Genomic DNA, 17,763 nt, shown 5'->3' with positions numbered 1-17,763 from the left:
TCACACGCGATCCGGGCCCAGCGAAACCCCCATGACCTCCCGCGCATGCCGGGCCGGCGTCAGGCCCAGGCGCCACGCCTGCCAGCCGTCCTCCAGGTCCACCCCCCGGTTCAGGATCACGGCGAACGACTCCGCGCAGTCCTCCAGCTTCGGGTCCCGGCTCGCATGCCCCGCGGTCAGCAGCTCCACCAGTTCCTGCTGGGCCACCGCCGTCCCCACCTCGCTGCCCCCCGGCGACGCGTACGGCAGCAGCGTGCACCGCAGGAAGCGCGCCCAGTCGCCGCCGCGGTCGTCCCCGTACGAGGCGAACAGCGCGACCGCCTCGTCGCACAGGGCCAGCGCCTGCCCGGCCCGGTTGTTGCCCGCGTCGATCAACGCCAGCTCCAGACACGTCCAGCCCTCCCCGTGGGCGACGCCGATGCGCCGGAAGTCGGCCCGCGCGTCGACCAGGAGCTGACGGGCGAAGCCCGAGTTGCGCAGGTTCCCCGTCCGCGCCGCCTGCTGGTCGCGGGTCACCCGCCCCGAGTGGTGCCGGGCGCACGCCAGCCCGTACACATCGCGCATCCGGGAGAACATCGTGCGCGCCCGCTCCAGCTCACGTACCGCCTCGTCGGTGTCGTCGGTCTCCTCCAGGGCCTGGCCAAGGTAGTACCGCGTCCACGCCTCGCCCCGTGCGTCCTCGTTGTCCCGGTGCCGGGACAGGGCCAGGCGCAGCTGCTCCACCGCGGGCGCCGGGTCGCCGTCGAGTAGCCGGGCCCGGGCCAGCTGGGTCAGGGCCCAGGCCTCACCGCGCTCGTCCCGGGTGCGCCCGTACAGGTCGAGCGCGGTCCGCAGCTCGTCCTCCGCCCGCGCCACCTCGCCCATGCGCAGGCAGACCTGGCCGAGCTGGAAGTGCGACCACGCCTCGCCGTGCAGGGACTCGCCCTCCCGGTGCAGCCTCAGCGCCGTGTCGAGCAGGGTGAGGGCCTCCGCCAGATTGGCCCGGTCGCGCTCGACGGCGGCCAGGGCGTGCAGCGACCAGGCGCGGTCCTCGGCCTGCTCGTCGGAGGCCTGGAGGGCGAGCGCCTCGCGCAGCCGTGCCGACGCCTCCGCGAGATTGCCCTGGTGGTGCAGGGTGATACCGAGCGAGCAGAGGGCCAGCGCCGCGCCCGCGTCGTTCTGCGCCTCGCGGTACAGGCCGACGACGGAGGACAGCGTGGTGCGGGCCTTGTCGAGCTCGCCGAGCTGCCGGGCAGCGATGCCCGTACGCCACTGGACGGACCGTTCCAGGAGCCCCTTGTCGACGGCCTGCGTCAGTTCGCTGATCTCGCCGAGCCGGTAGAGGTCACCGCGCAGCAGGCAGTAGTCGCACAGCGCGCCGAGGAGATGGAGGACGGCGCCCTGGTCGACGTCCTCCGCGTGCCGCAGCGCCGAGGTGATGAAGCTCGATTCGTCGTCCAGCCAGCGCAGTGCGGCGTCCAGCGAGCTGAATCCATGGGCGCCGAACTGTCCGGCACGGGTGGACATCTTGCCGTCGACCATGCGGATCACCGCGTCCGCGAGCTCCGCGTAGCTCTGGATCAGCCGCTCCTGGGCGGCGGTGCGCTCGGCCGGCTCCTCCTCGTCGAGGAGGCGGGCCAGGGCGAAGCCCCGTACGAGATCGTGCAGCCGGTAGCGCGAGCCGCGTACGTGGGAGAGGAGACCGGCCCCGGCCAGTGCCGTCAGCAGACGCTCGGCCTCTTGTTCGTCGGCGGCCAGCAGGGCGGCGGCGGCCGCCGCGCCCAGGCTCGCCCGGCCGGCCAGGGCGAGCCGCCGCAGCAGCCGCCTGGCCTGTTCGGACTGGTCGGTGTAGCGCAGCCACAGGGCGCGCTCGGCCGGTGCGACCGGGCCGTAGGCGCCGAGGTCGGCGGCGAGGGCGCTGCGGGTACGGGCGCCGAGCGCGGAGCCCGCTATGCGCAGGGCCAGCGGCAGGCCGCCGCACAGCTCGACGACGGTGTCCGTGGACGGGTAGTCGTACGGTCCGCCCTCCTCCTCGTCGGCCACCTCGCGCAGCAGCTCCTCGGCGCCCGCCGCGTCCAGGCCGCCCACGGGCAGCTGGTGCACCCAGGCCGGGACGGAGTCGGGCAGGTCGAGCGGTTCGCGGGCGGTGACGAGCACCAGGCTGTCGGAACGCTCCGGCAGGAGCGTGCGGACCTGGGCGGCGTCGGTGGCGTCGTCGAGGACGATCGTGACGGGCGTACCGGTGAGGTGCTGGTGGTAGAGCTCGCTCAGCCGCCGTACCTGCTGCTCGGCGGAGGCCCTCTCCCGGAAGAGCAACTGCTCGCGGGGAGCGCCCAGCCGGTTCAGCAGGTGCAGCAGGGCATCGCGGGTCGGCAGGGGCTTCTCCCCGACCACGTCGCCGCGCAGATCGACCACGCACGCGCCCCGGAACTGGTCCTTGAGGGCGTGCGCCGCCCGTACGGCCAGCGCGGTCCGTCCGGTACCGGGTGCACCGTGCAGCACGACGACCGTCGGCCGGGTCTCCGTGGCCGCGCGCGCTGTACGCACCCACTGGGCTATCTGCGCCAGCTCGGTACGGCGGCCCGCGAACGGGCCGTCGTCGGCGGGCAGTTGAGCGAAGGACTGCTGGAGGAGCGACCGGGTGCGGGCCGCCGCGCTGCGGTCCGTGCCGCGCAGCTGCGGTACGACGGAGGCGGCGGCCTTCTTCGCGGGGCGGGCGGAGGCGCTGAGCATCCGCTGCTGGTCGAGGAACGGGCGGATGCCCCGTACCTCCAGCGCCGCCAGCCACTGGAGCCGCAGCTGTTCGGGCCCGCCCGGCTGGTTCAGGGCGCCCGCCCTGCGGTGGGCGGCGGGCCAGTGGGAGGCGGTCACCTTGGCGACGGTGGCCGCGGCGCCCGCGACGGCGACGACTGCGCCCGCGCCGACGGCCAGACCGGTGGCCGTGCCGAGCGCGAGGTCCGCGCCGAACGCGGCCGCCGAGGCAACACCCGTGACCAGCAGGGGCGTTCCCAGGGTCGCCTTGCTGAACCGCTGAGCCAGCGGCTGCTGTCCCGCCTCTGCCGCGTCGAGCGCCTGCACGTACGCGGCGTACTCCTCGCCCGCGCCGGCCGCCATGCTGTCGAGCGCGCCCCGCGCCCGCGCCATCAGCGCGCCGGAATCGCTCCGTCCGCCGGTCCGTCGCGCCTCTTCCTCCACAGCGCGTACCAACAGCCTTTCGGCTTCGGCCCGATGGCTGTCCCGCATGCGTCCCCCTTGGTCACCCCGAATACACCTGCACCAGCTGTCATCGGCGCCAAGTGTCCTGCGTTCCCCGCGCGGGCGCGAGGCCGGAGCAGTGTGCGCGGGCGAGCGGTTTGCGCAGACTGCTTCCCCGATTCTCCGCCGGCATGCCAACCGGTGCTCCCGGGGTGGCAGAAATCGGGATGCGATGCGTTCACTCGCCACGTAACGTCGACGCCCGTGGAACCGCTCAGTGAAAGAGACATCAGGTCATCCTTCGTGAATTGCACCAAGGGTGAGGCGGCGCGGCTCAAGCTGCCCCTCGACTTCGGTGAACTGCCCTGGGAGGACCTGGACTTCCTCGGCTGGGTCGATCCCGGCGCCCCGCTGAGGGCTCACATCGTGATGCCGCGCGCGAACGGACCGCTGGGATTCTCCCTGCGCGTCCCCTCCGTGCGGCGTACCAGCGCGGTGAAGTCCAGCCTCTGCCAGATCTGCCTGACGGGACACGCCTCCTCCGGAGTGTCCCTGCTCGCCGCCCCCTTGGCGGGCGCGAAGGGCCGCGAGGGCAACACGGTCGGCATCTACATCTGCGCGGACCTCGCCTGCCCGCTGTATGTGCGGGGCAAGCGGCAGCCGAAGCTGCGGACCGGGCGGTACGAGGAGTCGCTCACCGTGGAGGAGCGCGTCGCACGCATGGCGGGAAACCTGGACGCCTTCGCCGCCAAGGTGACCGAGGGGCACGGTTCGGCGCTCTGACGTGGCGTGTGGGCGGGGCTCCGTCGCGTACGCAAGGATTGGGGCATGCCGAACCGACTCGCGCACGCCACGTCCCCGTACCTCCTTCAGCACGCGGACAACCCCGTCGACTGGTGGCAGTGGGAGCCCGCCGCCTTCGAGGAAGCCCGCCGGCGCAACGTGCCGGTGTTCCTGAGCGTCGGATACAGCTCGTGCCACTGGTGCCATGTGCTCGCTCACGAAAGCTTCGAGGACGAGACCACCGCGGCCTATATGAACGAGCACTTCGTCTCGGTGAAGGTGGACCGCGAGGAACGCCCCGACGTGGACGCCGTCTACATGGAAGCGGTGCAGGCGGCGACCGGGCAGGGCGGCTGGCCCATGTCCGTCTTCATGACGCCGGACGGCGAGCCCTTCTACTTCGGTACGTACTTCCCGCCCGCGCCCCGGCACGGCCTGCCCTCCTTCCACCAGGTGCTGGAGGGCGTCCACACCGCGTGGACGAGCCGGCGCGAGGAGGTCGGGGAGGTCGCGGAGAAGATCACCCGTGATCTGGCGGCACGCGAGCTGGTCTCCGGCGCGGGCGACGGGCTCCCCGGCGAGGCGGAGCTCGCGCAGGCGCTGCTCGGGATCAGCCGGGAGTACGACACGGAGAGCGGGTGGCTCGGTGGCGGCGACACCAAGTTCCCGCCGAGCATGCTGATCGAGTTCCTGCTGCGGCACCACACACGGACCGGGTCCGACGGGGCGCTGGAGATGGCCGAGGGCATCTGCGACGCCATGGCGCGCTCCAGCCTCTTCGACCAGCTGGGCGGCGGCTTCCACCGCTACGTGCTCCGCCAGCGGCCCGGCGGAGCCCTCGTACCGCACTTCGAGAAGATGCTGTACGACAACGCGCTGCTCTGCCGCGTGTACGCCCACGTGTGGCGGGCCACCGGCTCCGAGCAGGCCCGCAGGATCGCGCTGGAGACCGCCGACTTCATGGTGCGCGAACTGCGTACGACGGAGGGCGGCTACGCCTCGGCGCTGGACGCCGACAGCGAGGCCGAGGACGGCAGCCACGTCGAGGGCGCCTGCTACGTGTGGACGGCCGGGCAGCTGCGCGAGGTCCTGGGGGAGGAGGACGGCGCGTTCGCCGCGGAGTACTTCGGGGTCACCGAGGAGGGAACCTTCGAGGAAGGGTCCTCCGTCCTCCAGCTTCCGCGGACGGCCCAGGAGGCGGACCCGGCGCGGGTCGCCGGTGTGCGGGCGCGTCTGCTGGCGGCACGCGGGCAGAGGGTGCGGCCGGGGCGCGACGACAAGATCGTCGCCGCGTGGAACGGCCTGGTGATCGCCGCGCTCGCCGAGACGGGGGCGTACTTCGAGCGGCCCGATCTGATCGAGCGGGCCACGGAGGCGGCGGATCTGCTCGTCCGTGTCCACATGGGCGAGGTGGCCCGGCTGTCACGCACGTCCAGGGACGGGCGCGTGGGCGGGCACGCCGGGGTGCTGGAGGACTACGGCGATGTGGCGGAGGGCTTCCTCGCGCTGGCCTCGGTCACCGGCGAGGGCGTCTGGCTGGAGTTCGCGGGCTTCCTGCTCGACATCGTGCTGGAGCGCTTCACCGGTGAGGGCGGTCAGCTGTACGACACGGCCGACGACGCGGAGCAGCTGATCCGCAGGCCGCAGGACCCCACGGACAGCGCCACCCCGGCCGGCTGGACGGCGGCGGCGGGCGCCCTGCTCTCGTACGCGGCCCACACCGGATCGGAGGCGCACCGCACCGCCGCCGAAGGCGCGCTCGGTGTCGTGAAGGCGCTCGGGCCGCGTGCACCCCGCTTCATCGGCTGGGGTCTCGCGGTCGCCGAAGCACTGCTGGACGGGCCGCGCGAGATCGCGGTCGCCGGGCCGGTCGGCGGAGAACTGCACCTGACCGCGCTGCTGGGCCGGGCGCCGGGCGCGGTGGTCGCGGCGGGCGAGGGAGAGGCGGCCGGTACGGAGTTCCCGCTGCTCGTGGACCGGCCGATGGTGGGCGGCGCGCCGACCGCGTACGTCTGCCGGCACTTCGTCTGTGACGCGCCGACCACGGACGCGCAGGAGCTGGCGCGCACGCTCGGCGGCTGACTCCGGTCTCCGTACGGGCCCGGCGGCCGGGTCCGTACGGGACGGGTGTGATCACCCGTGCTGGTAGGCCACCAGGGAGATGCCGACGTAGTGCGCGACGAAGGCCGCGAGGGTCAGGGAGTGGAAGACCTCGTGGAAGCCGAACCAGCGCGGTGACGGGTTGGGGCGCTTGATCCCGTAGATGACGCCGCCCGCGCTGTAGAGCACCCCTCCGACGATGACGAGCACGAGGACGGCGATGCCGCCGGTGCGCATGAAGTCCGGGAGGAAGAAGACCGCGGCCCAGCCCATCGCGATGTAGCACGGGGTGTAGAGCCAGCGGGGGGCGCCCACCCAGAACACCCGGAAGGCGATTCCCGCGACCGCTGCCACCCATACCGCCCACAGAAGGGGCCTCCCGGTGGAATCGGGGAGGAGGAGCAGGGTCAGCGGGGTATAGGTGCCCGCGATGATCAGAAAGATATTGGCGTGGTCGAGCCGGCGGAGTACGGCTTCGCCGCGCGGTCCCCAGGTGCCGCGGTGGTAGATCGCGCTGATGCCGAACAGCAGGCAGGCGCTCAGCACGAAGACGGCGCAGGCGACCCGGGCCCGGGTGCTGTCGGTCAGTGCGATCAGGACGATTCCGGCGATCAGGACCGCCGGGAACATACCTGCGTGCAGCCAGCCACGGAGCCGTGGTTTGACCTGCAAGGAGTCGGGCTCGGCGATCACGGGCACGTCGGCGGCGTCGGCGGCAGTCATAACGGCATGTTACCTACGCTCCCGTAGGTAACAGGCAGGAGTGGCGATGCTCACGTGTGCGGCCCCCTGGACATATGGGCGCAAGAGTCGGATGATCAAATGAGTGCGGTCGGCACCGGATGAGCGCCATGGGAATTTGAAGGGTTCGAAGCATCCGGGTCGCAGCCCCCACGGGGCCTTCCAGCAGACACCCTCGACAAGGAGCGATCGTGGCGCGCGACATCGCGGCTCCCCTCACTGTTCCCACCAACCACCAGGAGCTCATTTCCTGGGTCGACGAGATCGCAGCGATCACCGAGCCGGACCAGGTGGTCTGGTGCGACGGTTCCGAGGCGGAGTACGAGCGCCTGTGCGACGAGCTCGTGGCCAGGGGAACCTTCACCAAGCTGAACGAGGCCAAGCGTCCGAACTCGTACTACGCCGCGTCCGACCCGAGCGATGTCGCCCGTGTCGAGGACCGCACGTACATCTGCTCCGAGAAGGAGGAGGACGCGGGCCCGACCAACCACTGGAAGGCCCCCGCCGAGATGCGGGCCGTCTTCACCGGTGAGAACGGCGTCTTCCGCGGCTCGATGCGCGGCCGCACGATGTACGTCGTCCCGTTCTGCATGGGCCCCGTCGGCTCCCCGCTCTCCGCGATCGGTGTCGAGATCACCGACTCCGCGTACGTCGCCGTCTCCATGCGCACCATGACCCGCATGGGACAGGCCGTCCTGAACGAGCTCGGTGACGACGGTTTCTTCGTCAAGGCCGTCCACACGCTCGGTGCGCCGCTCGCCGAGGGCGAGGCCGACGTCCCGTGGCCGTGCAACACCACCAAGTACATCTCGCACTTCCCCGAGGACCGCGAGATCTGGTCCTACGGCTCCGGCTACGGCGGCAACGCCCTGCTCGGCAAGAAGTGCTACGCGCTGCGCATCGCCTCCGTCATGGCGCGTGACGAGGGCTGGCTCGCCGAGCACATGCTGATCCTGAAGCTGACGCCGCCGCAGGGCGAGCCGAAGTACGTCACGGCCGCCTTCCCCTCGGCCTGTGGCAAGACGAACCTCGCCATGCTGGAGCCGACGATCGACGGCTGGACCGTCGAGACCATCGGTGACGACATCGCCTGGATGCGGTTCGGCGAGGACGGCCAGCTGTACGCGATCAACCCGGAGGCCGGCTTCTTCGGTGTCGCGCCGGGCACGGGTGAGCACACCAACTCCAACGCCATGAAGACGATGTACGGAAACTCCGTCTTCACGAACGTCGCGCTGACGGACGACGGCGACGTGTGGTGGGAGGGCATGACCGAGGAGGCCCCCGCGCACCTCACGGACTGGAAGGGCAACGACTGGACCCCCGAGTCCGGCGTCCCCGCCGCCCACCCCAACTCCCGCTTCACCGTGCCGGCCGGGCAGTGCCCGATCATCGCGCCCGAGTGGGAGGACCCGAAGGGTGTGCCGATCTCGGCGATCCTCTTCGGAGGCCGCCGCGCCTCGGCCGTGCCGCTGGTCACCGAGTCCTTCAACTGGCAGCACGGTGTCTTCCTCGGAGCCAATGTCGCCTCCGAGAAGACCGCCGCCGCCGAGGGCAAGGTCGGCGAGCTGCGCCGCGACCCGTTCGCCATGCTGCCGTTCTGCGGCTACAACATGGGCGACTACATGGCCCACTGGATCAAGGTCGGCGCGGACAAGCCCGACCAGTCCAAGCTCCCGAAGATCTACTACGTGAACTGGTTCCGCAAGAACGACGCGGGCAAGTTCGTTTGGCCCGGCTTCGGTGAGAACAGCCGCGTCCTGAAGTGGATCGTCGAGCGCCTCAACGGCCAGGCGGAGGGCGTCGAGACCCCGATCGGCATCCTGCCGGCCAAGGGTGCCCTCGACACCAAGGGCCTGGACCTCTCCGAGTCGGAGCTGGACTTCCTGCTCAACGTCGACAAGGAGGTCTGGCGCGAGGAGGCCGCACTGGTCCCCGAGCACCTCAACACCTTCGGCGACCACGCTCCCAAGGAACTGTGGGACGAGTACCGCGCGCTGGTTCAGCGCCTCGGCTGATGCCCCACCGGGGCGGCGCCTTCGGGTGCCGCCCCGTGCACGACCCCGCGGCCGGGCCATCCGGACATCCGCCCTGACCTGTGGGGCCGACGGCCCGCCGCGGCACGGCCCCCGGAAGCCCTCACCGCTTCCGGGGGCCACCCCTTTCGCGGAGAATGCCCGAGCATTGCCGCCGACTTGCGCGTGCGCCGGTATTCAGCTCCGGGGGTATGCCAGGCATGCCCGGACGGGCGGCACATTCAAGCCCGTCCGGGACCTGCTGAGATCTACGGACAGGCAGCAAAATCAAGCCCGTCGAGGGGGTCCCCCCATGCCCTTGAGGCTTTGGGGGAGATTGAGGACAAAGCGGCAACCGGGCGAACCCGGTCACCCCCGTACCCCACCCCCGGTCGATCAATTGGTGGCACCCGGTCCGCGCGCCTCGAAGGCCCGTGGACCGGGGCCGTCAGTGGGCGCCGACGAGGCGCGAGGGGGTGGCGGCCGCATCGGCCGCCGCGGCATGCGCGTCCATGCGCTCGGCCGCCAGAATCGCCGCCGCCGTGTCCGCGCGGGACGCGGCCACCACCAGCGCACGGCCCGCAAGCGCGTGCGCGCGCCGGTGGAGCGCGGCCGGAGCTGCTTCGGTCAGGCCCGCATGCCGCGCGGGCGGCGCCCCACGCAGCCGGGCCACCTGCTCGGCGATACGGTCACCGGCGGGGCCGAGGCCCAGCTCGTCGGTCACGGCGAGCAGCGCGGCCAGGTGCCCGGCGAGCTGGATGTCCAGCTCTTCCTCCCGCGTGCGGTGCGGAAAATCGGCGGCGTCGGCCGTTGTGTGGACCGATTTGGTGCGGATCGGCTCGTACATGGGATGGCCTCCTGGCGTTGCAGTACACCCATCCTAGCTTGGATTCAGTCTAAAGTTGTGCCGGATCCGGTAACGCTTGCTCCGTGAGGCTTCCTCCGGCGGGCCCTACGGCTGGCTGTAGCCGTCCAGGAAGTTCCCGATCCGGGTCACGGCGGCCACCAGATCCTTGGCCGGCGGCAGCGTCACGATCCGGAAGTGATCGGGCTCGGGCCAGTTGAACCCCGTACCGTGCACCACCATGATCTTCTCGGCCCGCAGCAGATCGAGCACCATCTGCCGGTCGTCCTTGATCTTGTAGACCTTCGGGTCCAGCCGGGGGAAGAGATACAGCGCCCCCTTCGGCTTCACGCATGTCACCCCGGGGATCTGCGTCAGCAGGTCGTACGCCACGTCACGCTGCTCCAGGATGCGCCCGCCTGGCAGCACCAGATCGTTGATCGACTGGCGTCCGCCGAGCGCCGTGGCCACCGCGTGCTGCGAGGGCATGTTGGCGCACAGCCGCATATTGGCGAGGATCGTCAGCCCCTCGATGTACGACGAGGCGTGCGCCTTCGGGCCGCAGACCGCCAGCCAGCCGGAGCGGAAACCGGCGACCCGGTAGTTCTTGGACAGGCCGTTGAAGGTCAGGACCATCAGATCGGGGGCGATCGTGGCGGTCGGCGTGTGCGTCGCGCCGTCGTACAGGATGCGGTCGTAGATCTCGTCGGAGCAGATGACCAGCTGGTGGCGCCGCGCGATCTCCGTCAGCCCGCGCAGCATCTCGTCGTCGTACACCGCGCCGGTCGGGTTGTTCGGGTTGATGATCACCAGGGCCTTGGTGCGGTCGGTGATCTTCCGCTCGATGTCGGCGAGGTCGGGCATCCAGTCGGCCTGCTCGTCGCACCTGTAGTGCACGGCCGTACCGCCGGCCAGGGAGACGGAAGCGGTCCACAGCGGATAGTCCGGAGCCGGTACGAGCACCTCGTCGCCGTCGTCGAGCAGCGCCTGCATCGACATCTGGATCAGCTCGGAGACGCCGTTGCCGAGGTAGATGTCCTCGACATCGAGGTCGATCGCCTTGGTCTGGTAGTGCTGCATCACCGCACGCCGCGCGGACAGCAGGCCCTTCGCATCGCCGTAGCCGTGCGCCCCGGAGAGGTTGCGCAGTATGTCTTCGAGGATCTCGGGCGGGCACTCGAATCCGAACGCGGCGGGGTTGCCGGTGTTGAGCTTGAGGATGCGGTGACCTGCTGCTTCCAGCCGCATCGCTTCCTCGAGCACCGGACCCCGGATTTCGTAACAGACGCCGGAGAGCTTTGTGGACTGGATGACCTGCATGTCTGCGAGCTTACGACCGTGTTTCGCCGGGTGCGCGGAGATTCCCCGCCCGTTCCTCCCATTGGGGCGCCCTCCCGGTGCGGTCCGTCTTCCATCGGCAGACCGCCCGCCGCCCCGGACCGTCGGAAGGACCGGTCGGGGCGGCGTCGCGGCTTGGAATGCGGGCATGACGGGCCCCGCGGGCGGGCCCGGGTGAGATGCGCCACGCGGGGGTCGTCACTCGGGGGTTCTCACTCGGGGAGGCGGGTGTCCTCCGGAAGCCGGATCGCGAAGTCGTCCGCCAGTACGCGCAGCACCTCGGCGGAATCCGCCAGTTGCCGTTCCTTGACCGTGCCGTCGGCGGCCGTCTCGACGAGGTCGAGGCCCGAGAGTGCCAGATGGGCCCGGGGTGTGGTCCGCTGCGCGTACACGGCCCGGCTGAACGGGGAGCGCGGGTTGGTCGCGATGTGCCAGTTGATGACCTCGTAGTCCGGCGCCTCGAACGGCTCCCGGGTGAACTCGTACTGCGGCTCCCAGACCCCGCTCTTCTCCGTCTGCAGCTCCCACAGCTCCAGCGGTCCCACGTGCGGGGCGTGTACGAGCCGGTGGTGGCGCGGGGTGTCGTACAGCTCGACGTCCGTCACCAGCGGGAGCGGCTCCAGCAGCGCACCACTGGACCCGAAACCGACATCGGCGAGATACGGGGTGGGCTCGTCTTCCACCTCCACCTCCATCAGCATGTGCGTACGCGGCCGGATGTCACCGGGCGCGGCCCCCAGCACCACCCGCGCGGCGAGCAGCGTCACTCCGAAACCCAGCTGGGTCAGGGCGGCGGCGAAGAGGGTGTTGTGTTCGTAGCAGTACCCGCCGCGGCCACCGCGGACGAGCTTCGCCTCCAGGTCTTGCAGGGCGAGCGAGGGTGCGGAACCGAGGACGGGCTCCAGGTTCTCGAACGGAATCCCGAGCATGTGGGCCCGGTGCACGGACCGCAGCACTTCCAGGGTGGGCCGGCGCTCCCCGGTCCAGCCGATGCGGGCGAAATAGGCGTCGAGGTCGAGTGTCATACCTCGACGGTACGCAGCCGAGGGCGGGGAGTGCCTCCGGCCGGAGAACGATCCGGCTCGTCCTTCGGACCCAGGGCCTCGTGATCAGCGGCTGAGCAGCTCGATCAGTCCGGTGGTGCTCTCGTCGCCGTGTCCGTCCTTCAGACGGCGCTCCATCAGGTCCATGAAGGGCAGGAGCAGTTCGCTGCTGACTCCCTGTTCCTCGGCCGTGCGCAGCAGGGTGGTGTTGCCCGCGACCATCATGGCGAGGTTCGACGCGACGCCCGTGGTGTAGTCGTCGCTCGTCAGCTGCTCGGCCGTCGTGTGCGTGGCCGGGGCCATGGCGGTGAGCCAGTCGACGAGCAGCGGGGCGAACTCCTTGAGATCGATGTTCTCCTTGCGGACCAGCGCGAAGGCGTGCGAGAGCCCCGCGAACATGCCCGTCATCGCGCTCAGCAGGGCGACGTCCTGGAGCGCGGCGAAGCCGGCGTCCTCGCCGACGTACCTGGCGCCGGTGGGCACGGCCAGCACCTGCTCGTGCGTCTCGAACAGCGGACGCGAGCCGCTGTAGAAGACATAGCCCCCCGACTCCGGCACGCCGATCATCGGCGGGATCGCCATGATGCCGCCGTCCAGGAACCGGGCACCGCGCTCCTGAGCCCACGCGGCGCGGGCGCGGGCCTGCCCGGGGGTGCTGGTGGTGAGGTTGACCAGGTCCTTGCCGTTCAGGTCGGCGCCTTGCAGCGCCTCCTCGACCGAGGCGTCGTCGAGCAGACAGAGCACGACGAGGTCGCTCGCGGCGACCGCTTCGGCGGCGGTCGCGGTGATCCGGGCGCCGTGGGCTGCGAGAGGTTCGGATCGGGCGGCGGTGCGGTTCCAGACAGTCAGGGGGTGCCCGGCGGTGAGCCAGGTGTGGGCGAGTGCGGTGCCCATGGCGCCGAGGCCGAGCAGGGTGAGCGGGTTCCTCTGCGGGGTGTTGTCAGTCATGCCGACTAGGCTTCCCGTGGGCCCTGGAACGATCAAGTACCCACTTGGAAGTGGGTGGTTACCCCAGGGTGAGTGACCAGGTGGGAAGGGTTGAGCCATGGGGGCCGTACGAAGGCCGGGAGCGTACGTCTGTGGGATCGACGCCGCGATGGATGTGGTCGGCGGCAAGTGGAAGGGGCTGATCCTGTGGGCGCTCAACGAACAGGCATACCGCTTCGGTGAGTTGCGCAGGCAGGTGCCTGGCATCACCGAGAAGGTACTGACGTCGCATCTGCGGGAGCTGGAGGTGGACGGCATCGTGCACCGCGAGGTGCACGCCGAGGTGCCGCCCCGCGTCGAGTACTCACTGACCCCGCTGGGCATCAAGCTCAACGAGGCGCTGGAGCCGCTCGGCGTGTGGGGGCGGGAGAACATCCTTCAGGAGACGGCTGCGCGCACACAGTCCGGCTGACCCCGGACGAGTCCGCACGCCGTCGAGCGGGTCCGGTGTGCCCGGCCGTCCGATAGCCGGACGGATTCGGCGTGCGCCGCCCGCGGCTTGATTCAGTCCCTTGTGGGGACCTCGCACATGCGCCACCATGCGCATGTCAAAAAACCGGAGGAACTCCGGTCACAGAGGTCACTTGAGGGGACCCCCACATGAAAAAGCCTCTCGTCGGCGCATTCTTTGCTGTCCTGCTCCTCGGGGCAGGTATCGCACCCGCGACCGCGGCCACCAGCCATGAAGCGGCAGCGCCCGGCACAGCGACTGTCGCGGCGGCTTCGAGCCAGGCGACGGCCGCGGCGAAAGCCCGGCCCAAGGCGGTCAACTTCGCCGGGACGGTCGCGCTCAGCAACTGTTCCGGTTCCGTCGTCCGTACGCCGAGCTCCCAGTCCACCGACCCCGCACTCGTGCTCTCCAACGGGCACTGCATGGAGTCCGGTTTCCCCGGCCCGGGCGAGGTCGTGCTCGACCAGCCGTCCACGCGCAGCTTCACCCTGCTGAACGCCGCGGGCACCGGCGTCGGCACGCTGCGCGCGAGCAAGATCGCGTACGGGACGATGACCGACACCGATGTCTCGCTGTACGAGCTCACCAGCACCTACGCCCAGATCGAGAGCAGCTACGGCATCAAGGCGCTGGAACTCAACGCCGCCCACCCGGTGCAGGGCACCGCGATCACGGTCGTTTCCGGGTACTGGAAGCGGACGTACAGCTGCAGCATCGACGGCTTCGCCCACCGCCTCAAGGAGGGGCTGTGGACCTGGAAGGACTCGGTCCGCTACACCTCCGCCTGCAAGACGATCGGTGGTACGTCCGGCTCCCCGGTGATCGACAACGCGACCGGCAAGGTCGTCGCCGTGAACAACACGGGCAACGAGGACGGGCAGGAGTGCACGGACAACAATCCGTGTGAGGTCGACGAGTCCGGCAACGTGACCGTTCGCCAGGGCATCAACTACGCCCAGCAGACCTACGGCATCGTGCCGTGCGTCGGCATCGGCAACAAGATCGACCTGGGCCGGGAGGGGTGCGCACTGCCCAAGCCGTAGCGCCGGCGGCAGCCGAACCCTGCTCGGCAACCGGCTGGGCCCGCAGCACATGCATCGCACGGGTTCGGCCGGGTCCGTCAGGCGCGTCCCCTGCCCCGGACCGCCTTCCCCGCGAGGATCTGGGTCCGCTTGCCGTCCTCGATGACGGGGCGGCCGTCGATCAGGACGTGCGGGATGCCCACGGGCAGGGTGCGCGGCTTGTCGAACGTCGAGCCGGCCGCCACCGTCTGCGGGTCGAAGAGGACCAGGTCGGCGCGGTAGCCCTCACGGACCAGCCCGCGGTCGGGCAGCCTCAGCCGGGCCGCCGGGCGCGAGGTCAGGTGCGCCACGCACTCCTCCAGGGTGAGGATGCCCAACTCCCGCATGTACTGGCCGAGATACTGCGGGAACGTGCCGTACGCGCGGGGGTGCGGCTTGTCGCCCTGGAGGATGCCGTCGCTGCCGCCCGTGTGGACGCGGTGGCGCATGATCTGCTGCACGTTCTCCTCGTGGCCCACGTGCTGGAGGATCGTGGAGCCGAGCCGGTCCTCGATGAGCAGACGGCGGGCGGTGACCCACGGGGCCTCGCCGCGCAGCCGCGCGGACTCGGCGACCGTACGGCCGACATGGCCGGCGAGGGACGGCACGCTGACGCCCGAGATCTCGATGGTGTCCCACTCGATCGGCACCCCGTGGCAGCCGTCCGAGCCGAGCACCTCCAGGTGGTGGCGGATGCGCTCGGCTGTCGAGTCGTCCGCGAGCCGGGTGAGGACCGACTCGGGCCCGCCCTCGCTCGCCCAGCTCGGCAGCATCGCGACGAGAGTGGTGCAGCCGGGGGTGTACGGGTAGGTGTCGAGGGAGATGTCGGCGCCGGCGTCGAGGGCGCTGTCGAGGAGGGTGAGGAGCTCCGGCGCCTTGCCCTTGTTCACACCGAAGTTCATGGTGGCGTGCGCGAGATGGAGGGCGCAGCCCGCGGTCCGGGTGAGCTCGACCATCTCCTCGTACGCGGCGAGGGCGCCCGCGCCGTAGGAGCGGTGGTGCGGGCAGTAGTAGCCGCCGTGCTCGGCCACCACCCGGCAGAGTTCGGTGAGTTCGGCGTCGTTCGCGTACATGCCGGGGGTGTACGTCAGGCCGGAGGACATGCCCACCGCGCCCTCGGTCATGCCCTGGGCGACGAGTTCCTTCATACGGTTCAGTTCGGTCGCGGTGGCGGGGCGGTCGTCCCAGCCGACCGCGTACATCCGGACCGTGCCCTGCGGGATGAGGTAGGCGGCGTTGACCGCGATGCCCTGGCCGCCGAAGTTGCGGTCGAGGCGGTCCAGGTACTCACCGACCGTGCGCCAGTCGAAGTCGATGTCCGAACCGTCGCCGTTCCAGCCGGTGATGGCCTTGCGCACCTCGGTGAGCGTGCGGTCGTCGACCGGTGCGTACGAGAGGCCGTCCTGGCCGAGGACTTCGAGGGTGACGCCCTGGGCGGCCTTCGCGCTGTGGTCCGGGTCGCGGAGCAGCGCGAGGTCGCTGTGCGCGTGCATGTCGATGAACCCGGGCGAGAGGGCGAGGCCGTCGGCGTCCAGGGTGCGGCGGGCGGTGGGGCGTCGGCCGTCGCCTTCGCGGTGGATCGCGGCGATCCGGCCGTTGTCGAGGGCGACGTCCGCGCGGTAGGAGGGGACGGCGGAGCCGTCGATGACGGTCGCGTCGCGGATGACCAGGTCCATGGGGGTGCCTTTCAGGGGGCCCTTCTTTTTCCCCACCCCGCCCCTTCCCGTAACTGGGGCTCGGCCCCAGACCCCGCACGCCCTGCGGGCGTTGTCCTCAATCGCCGGACGGGCTTGATTGGCTGCCGGCTGCTCGTGACGTGCCGGGTGACATCTCAAGCCTCTCCGGCGATTGAGGAGCGGGGGTCCGGGGGCAGAGCCCCCGGTACGGGAAGGGGCGGGGTGGGGAAACGAACCCCGTAGGGGTCAGAAGAACGTGCGGATGTAGTCCGTCACCGTGCCGTCCGCCTCGACCAGCGGAATCAACTGCCACTTGTCGAAGCTCGTGCACGGATGCGACAGACCCATCCCGACCCAGTCGCCCACCTCCAGCTCCGCCCCCGCCTCGGTCCGCAGCCACGTGTGCTGGTCCGACAGACCCGTGACCGTCACCCCCGTCGCCGCGCGCACCGAACCGTCGCGCGCCGAGCGCACGACCTGCGCCTGCGGGAGGTCGAGGTCGTACGCCGCGTCCCGCTTGCCCGCGTTGAGGAACGCCTGCTCGCCGGAGGGACGCGAGACCACCTGGGCCCACAGCCGGAACGCGGGCTGCAGCGCGCCCTCCTCAGGGACCCGGTTGAACGGGGTGATGCGCAGGTAATGGCCGTCGTCGTGCGAGACGTACGCACCCGAGCGCAGCAACTTGCATACGGGCAACGAGAGTTCGGGGATCTCCGCGAAGACCTCGGCCACGGTGTCGAACCACGCGCTGCCGCCCGCACTGATCAGGATCTCGTCCGCACCAGTGAACGCGCCCGCCCGGTCGAAGTCCGCCGCGACCGCGACGAGCCGGCGCAGCCAGTCGCGTACCCGCTCGGGGGAGGCGTCCGGCACCTCGCCCTCGTAACCGGCGACGCCGGTCAGCCGGAGCGTGGGCACGGCGGTCACCGCGTCCGCGACCGCCGCGCAGTCGGCGTCGGTACGGGCCCCGGTGCGGGCGCCCTCGCCCGCGCCCAGCTCCACCACGACGTCGACCGGACGCGTGGCGCCCGCCGCGCGCAGGGCCTCGTCCATCAGCTCGACGCCGCGTACGGAGTCGACGTAACAGACGAAGCGGAAGTCCGGGTCCGCCTCCAGTTCGCGGGCCACCCAGCGCAGCGCGACCGCGTCGACGACCTCGTTGGCGAGGAAGATCCGCTGGATGCCGTAGGCCCGGTAGACCCTGGCCTGGTGCGGGACGGCGGCGGTGATGCCCCAGGCGCCGCGCTCCAGCTGGTCCGCGAAGAGCTGCGGGGCCATGGAGGTCTTGCCGTGCGGGGCGAACGCGAGGCCGTGGCGGTCCGCGTACGTTTCCAGGAGGGCGAGGTTGTGCTCCACCGACTCCGCGGACAGGGCCAGCACCGGGGTGGTGAATCCGCCCGTGAAGAGGTTGCGGCGCTCGGCGGCCAGGTCGCCGACGGTCAGACCCTCCGCGTCGGGCGGGAGTGCTTTGAAGCGGTGGTCGACCCGTTCGTCGGCGATGCCGGCCAGGGTGACCGGGTGGTCGGCGGCCAAGGGAGCCTCCTAAAGAG

Annotated in this window: 13 protein-coding genes; 5 read left to right on the top strand and 8 right to left on the bottom strand. The window is 70.8% G+C overall.

Annotated elements, in window-relative coordinates:
* Positions 1 to 3,222: a tetratricopeptide repeat protein gene (locus ACFT7S_RS23365; RefSeq protein WP_382734925.1), complete on the bottom strand. Its 3,222-nt coding sequence runs from the start codon at positions 3,220 to 3,222 to the stop codon at positions 1 to 3.
* Positions 3,223 to 3,438: 216 nt separating this feature from the next.
* On the opposite strand from ACFT7S_RS23365, the gene ACFT7S_RS23360 reads away from it, so the two are divergent.
* Positions 3,439 to 3,957, top strand: coding sequence for an FBP domain-containing protein (locus ACFT7S_RS23360; protein ID WP_382734923.1), 519 nt, complete (start codon positions 3,439 to 3,441; stop codon positions 3,955 to 3,957).
* 45 nt (positions 3,958 to 4,002) lie between these two features.
* Entirely contained in the window at positions 4,003 to 6,039 is a 2,037-nt protein-coding gene (locus ACFT7S_RS23355; RefSeq protein WP_382734921.1) for a thioredoxin domain-containing protein, read from the top strand.
* A 51-nt stretch (positions 6,040 to 6,090) separates the two neighbouring features.
* On the opposite strand, the gene ACFT7S_RS23350 is transcribed toward ACFT7S_RS23355, so the two are convergent.
* Positions 6,091 to 6,780 carry a hemolysin III family protein gene (locus tag ACFT7S_RS23350; RefSeq protein ID WP_382734919.1) on the bottom strand — a complete coding sequence of 230 codons (690 nt, stop codon included), beginning with the start codon at positions 6,778 to 6,780 and terminating at the stop codon, positions 6,091 to 6,093.
* Positions 6,781 to 6,989: 209 nt separating this feature from the next.
* Between ACFT7S_RS23350 and ACFT7S_RS23345 the strand changes: the two genes are divergently transcribed.
* The gene (locus ACFT7S_RS23345) at positions 6,990 to 8,816 is read left to right on the top strand and encodes a phosphoenolpyruvate carboxykinase (GTP) (RefSeq protein ID WP_382734917.1); all 1,827 of its coding nucleotides are present in this window, start codon (positions 6,990 to 6,992) and stop codon (positions 8,814 to 8,816) included.
* A 445-nt stretch (positions 8,817 to 9,261) separates the two neighbouring features.
* On the opposite strand, the gene ACFT7S_RS23340 is transcribed toward ACFT7S_RS23345, so the two are convergent.
* From ACFT7S_RS23340 to ACFT7S_RS23325, 4 genes are all read right to left on the bottom strand, one after another.
* A complete protein-coding gene (locus tag ACFT7S_RS23340) occupies positions 9,262 to 9,660 on the bottom strand; it encodes a hypothetical protein (protein ID WP_382734914.1) in 399 nt (132 codons plus the stop codon).
* Positions 9,661 to 9,765: 105 nt separating this feature from the next.
* Positions 9,766 to 10,977, bottom strand: a complete 1,212-nt coding sequence (locus tag ACFT7S_RS23335; RefSeq protein WP_382734912.1) for a pyridoxal phosphate-dependent aminotransferase — start codon at positions 10,975 to 10,977, stop codon at positions 9,766 to 9,768.
* A 230-nt stretch (positions 10,978 to 11,207) separates the two neighbouring features.
* Positions 11,208 to 12,020: an arylamine N-acetyltransferase gene (locus tag ACFT7S_RS23330; protein ID WP_382734910.1), complete on the bottom strand. Its 813-nt coding sequence runs from the start codon at positions 12,018 to 12,020 to the stop codon at positions 11,208 to 11,210.
* Positions 12,021 to 12,104: 84 nt separating this feature from the next.
* Entirely contained in the window at positions 12,105 to 12,986 is an 882-nt protein-coding gene (locus ACFT7S_RS23325) for an NAD(P)-dependent oxidoreductase (protein ID WP_382734908.1), read from the bottom strand.
* A 97-nt stretch (positions 12,987 to 13,083) separates the two neighbouring features.
* Here ACFT7S_RS23325 and ACFT7S_RS23320 point away from each other — a divergent pair, with 97 nt between their 5' ends.
* Positions 13,084 to 13,437, top strand: a complete 354-nt coding sequence (locus ACFT7S_RS23320) for a winged helix-turn-helix transcriptional regulator (RefSeq protein WP_382734906.1) — start codon at positions 13,084 to 13,086, stop codon at positions 13,435 to 13,437.
* A gap of 188 nt (positions 13,438 to 13,625) precedes the next feature.
* Positions 13,626 to 14,519, top strand: a complete 894-nt coding sequence (locus ACFT7S_RS23315) for a serine protease (protein ID WP_382734904.1) — start codon at positions 13,626 to 13,628, stop codon at positions 14,517 to 14,519.
* A gap of 77 nt (positions 14,520 to 14,596) precedes the next feature.
* On the opposite strand, the gene ACFT7S_RS23310 is transcribed toward ACFT7S_RS23315, so the two are convergent.
* Positions 14,597 to 16,213 carry an amidohydrolase family protein gene (locus tag ACFT7S_RS23310; protein WP_382734902.1) on the bottom strand — a complete coding sequence of 539 codons (1,617 nt, stop codon included), beginning with the start codon at positions 16,211 to 16,213 and terminating at the stop codon, positions 14,597 to 14,599.
* 246 nt (positions 16,214 to 16,459) lie between these two features.
* Entirely contained in the window at positions 16,460 to 17,746 is a 1,287-nt protein-coding gene (locus ACFT7S_RS23305; RefSeq protein WP_382734900.1) for an alanine racemase, read from the bottom strand.
* Between the last annotated feature and the right edge of the window lie 17 nt (positions 17,747 to 17,763).

The organism is Streptomyces sp. NPDC057136, assembly GCF_042670885.1.
Lineage (GTDB): Bacteria > Actinomycetota > Actinomycetes > Streptomycetales > Streptomycetaceae > Streptomyces.
This window is presented reverse-complemented; position numbering and strand designations above follow the sequence as displayed.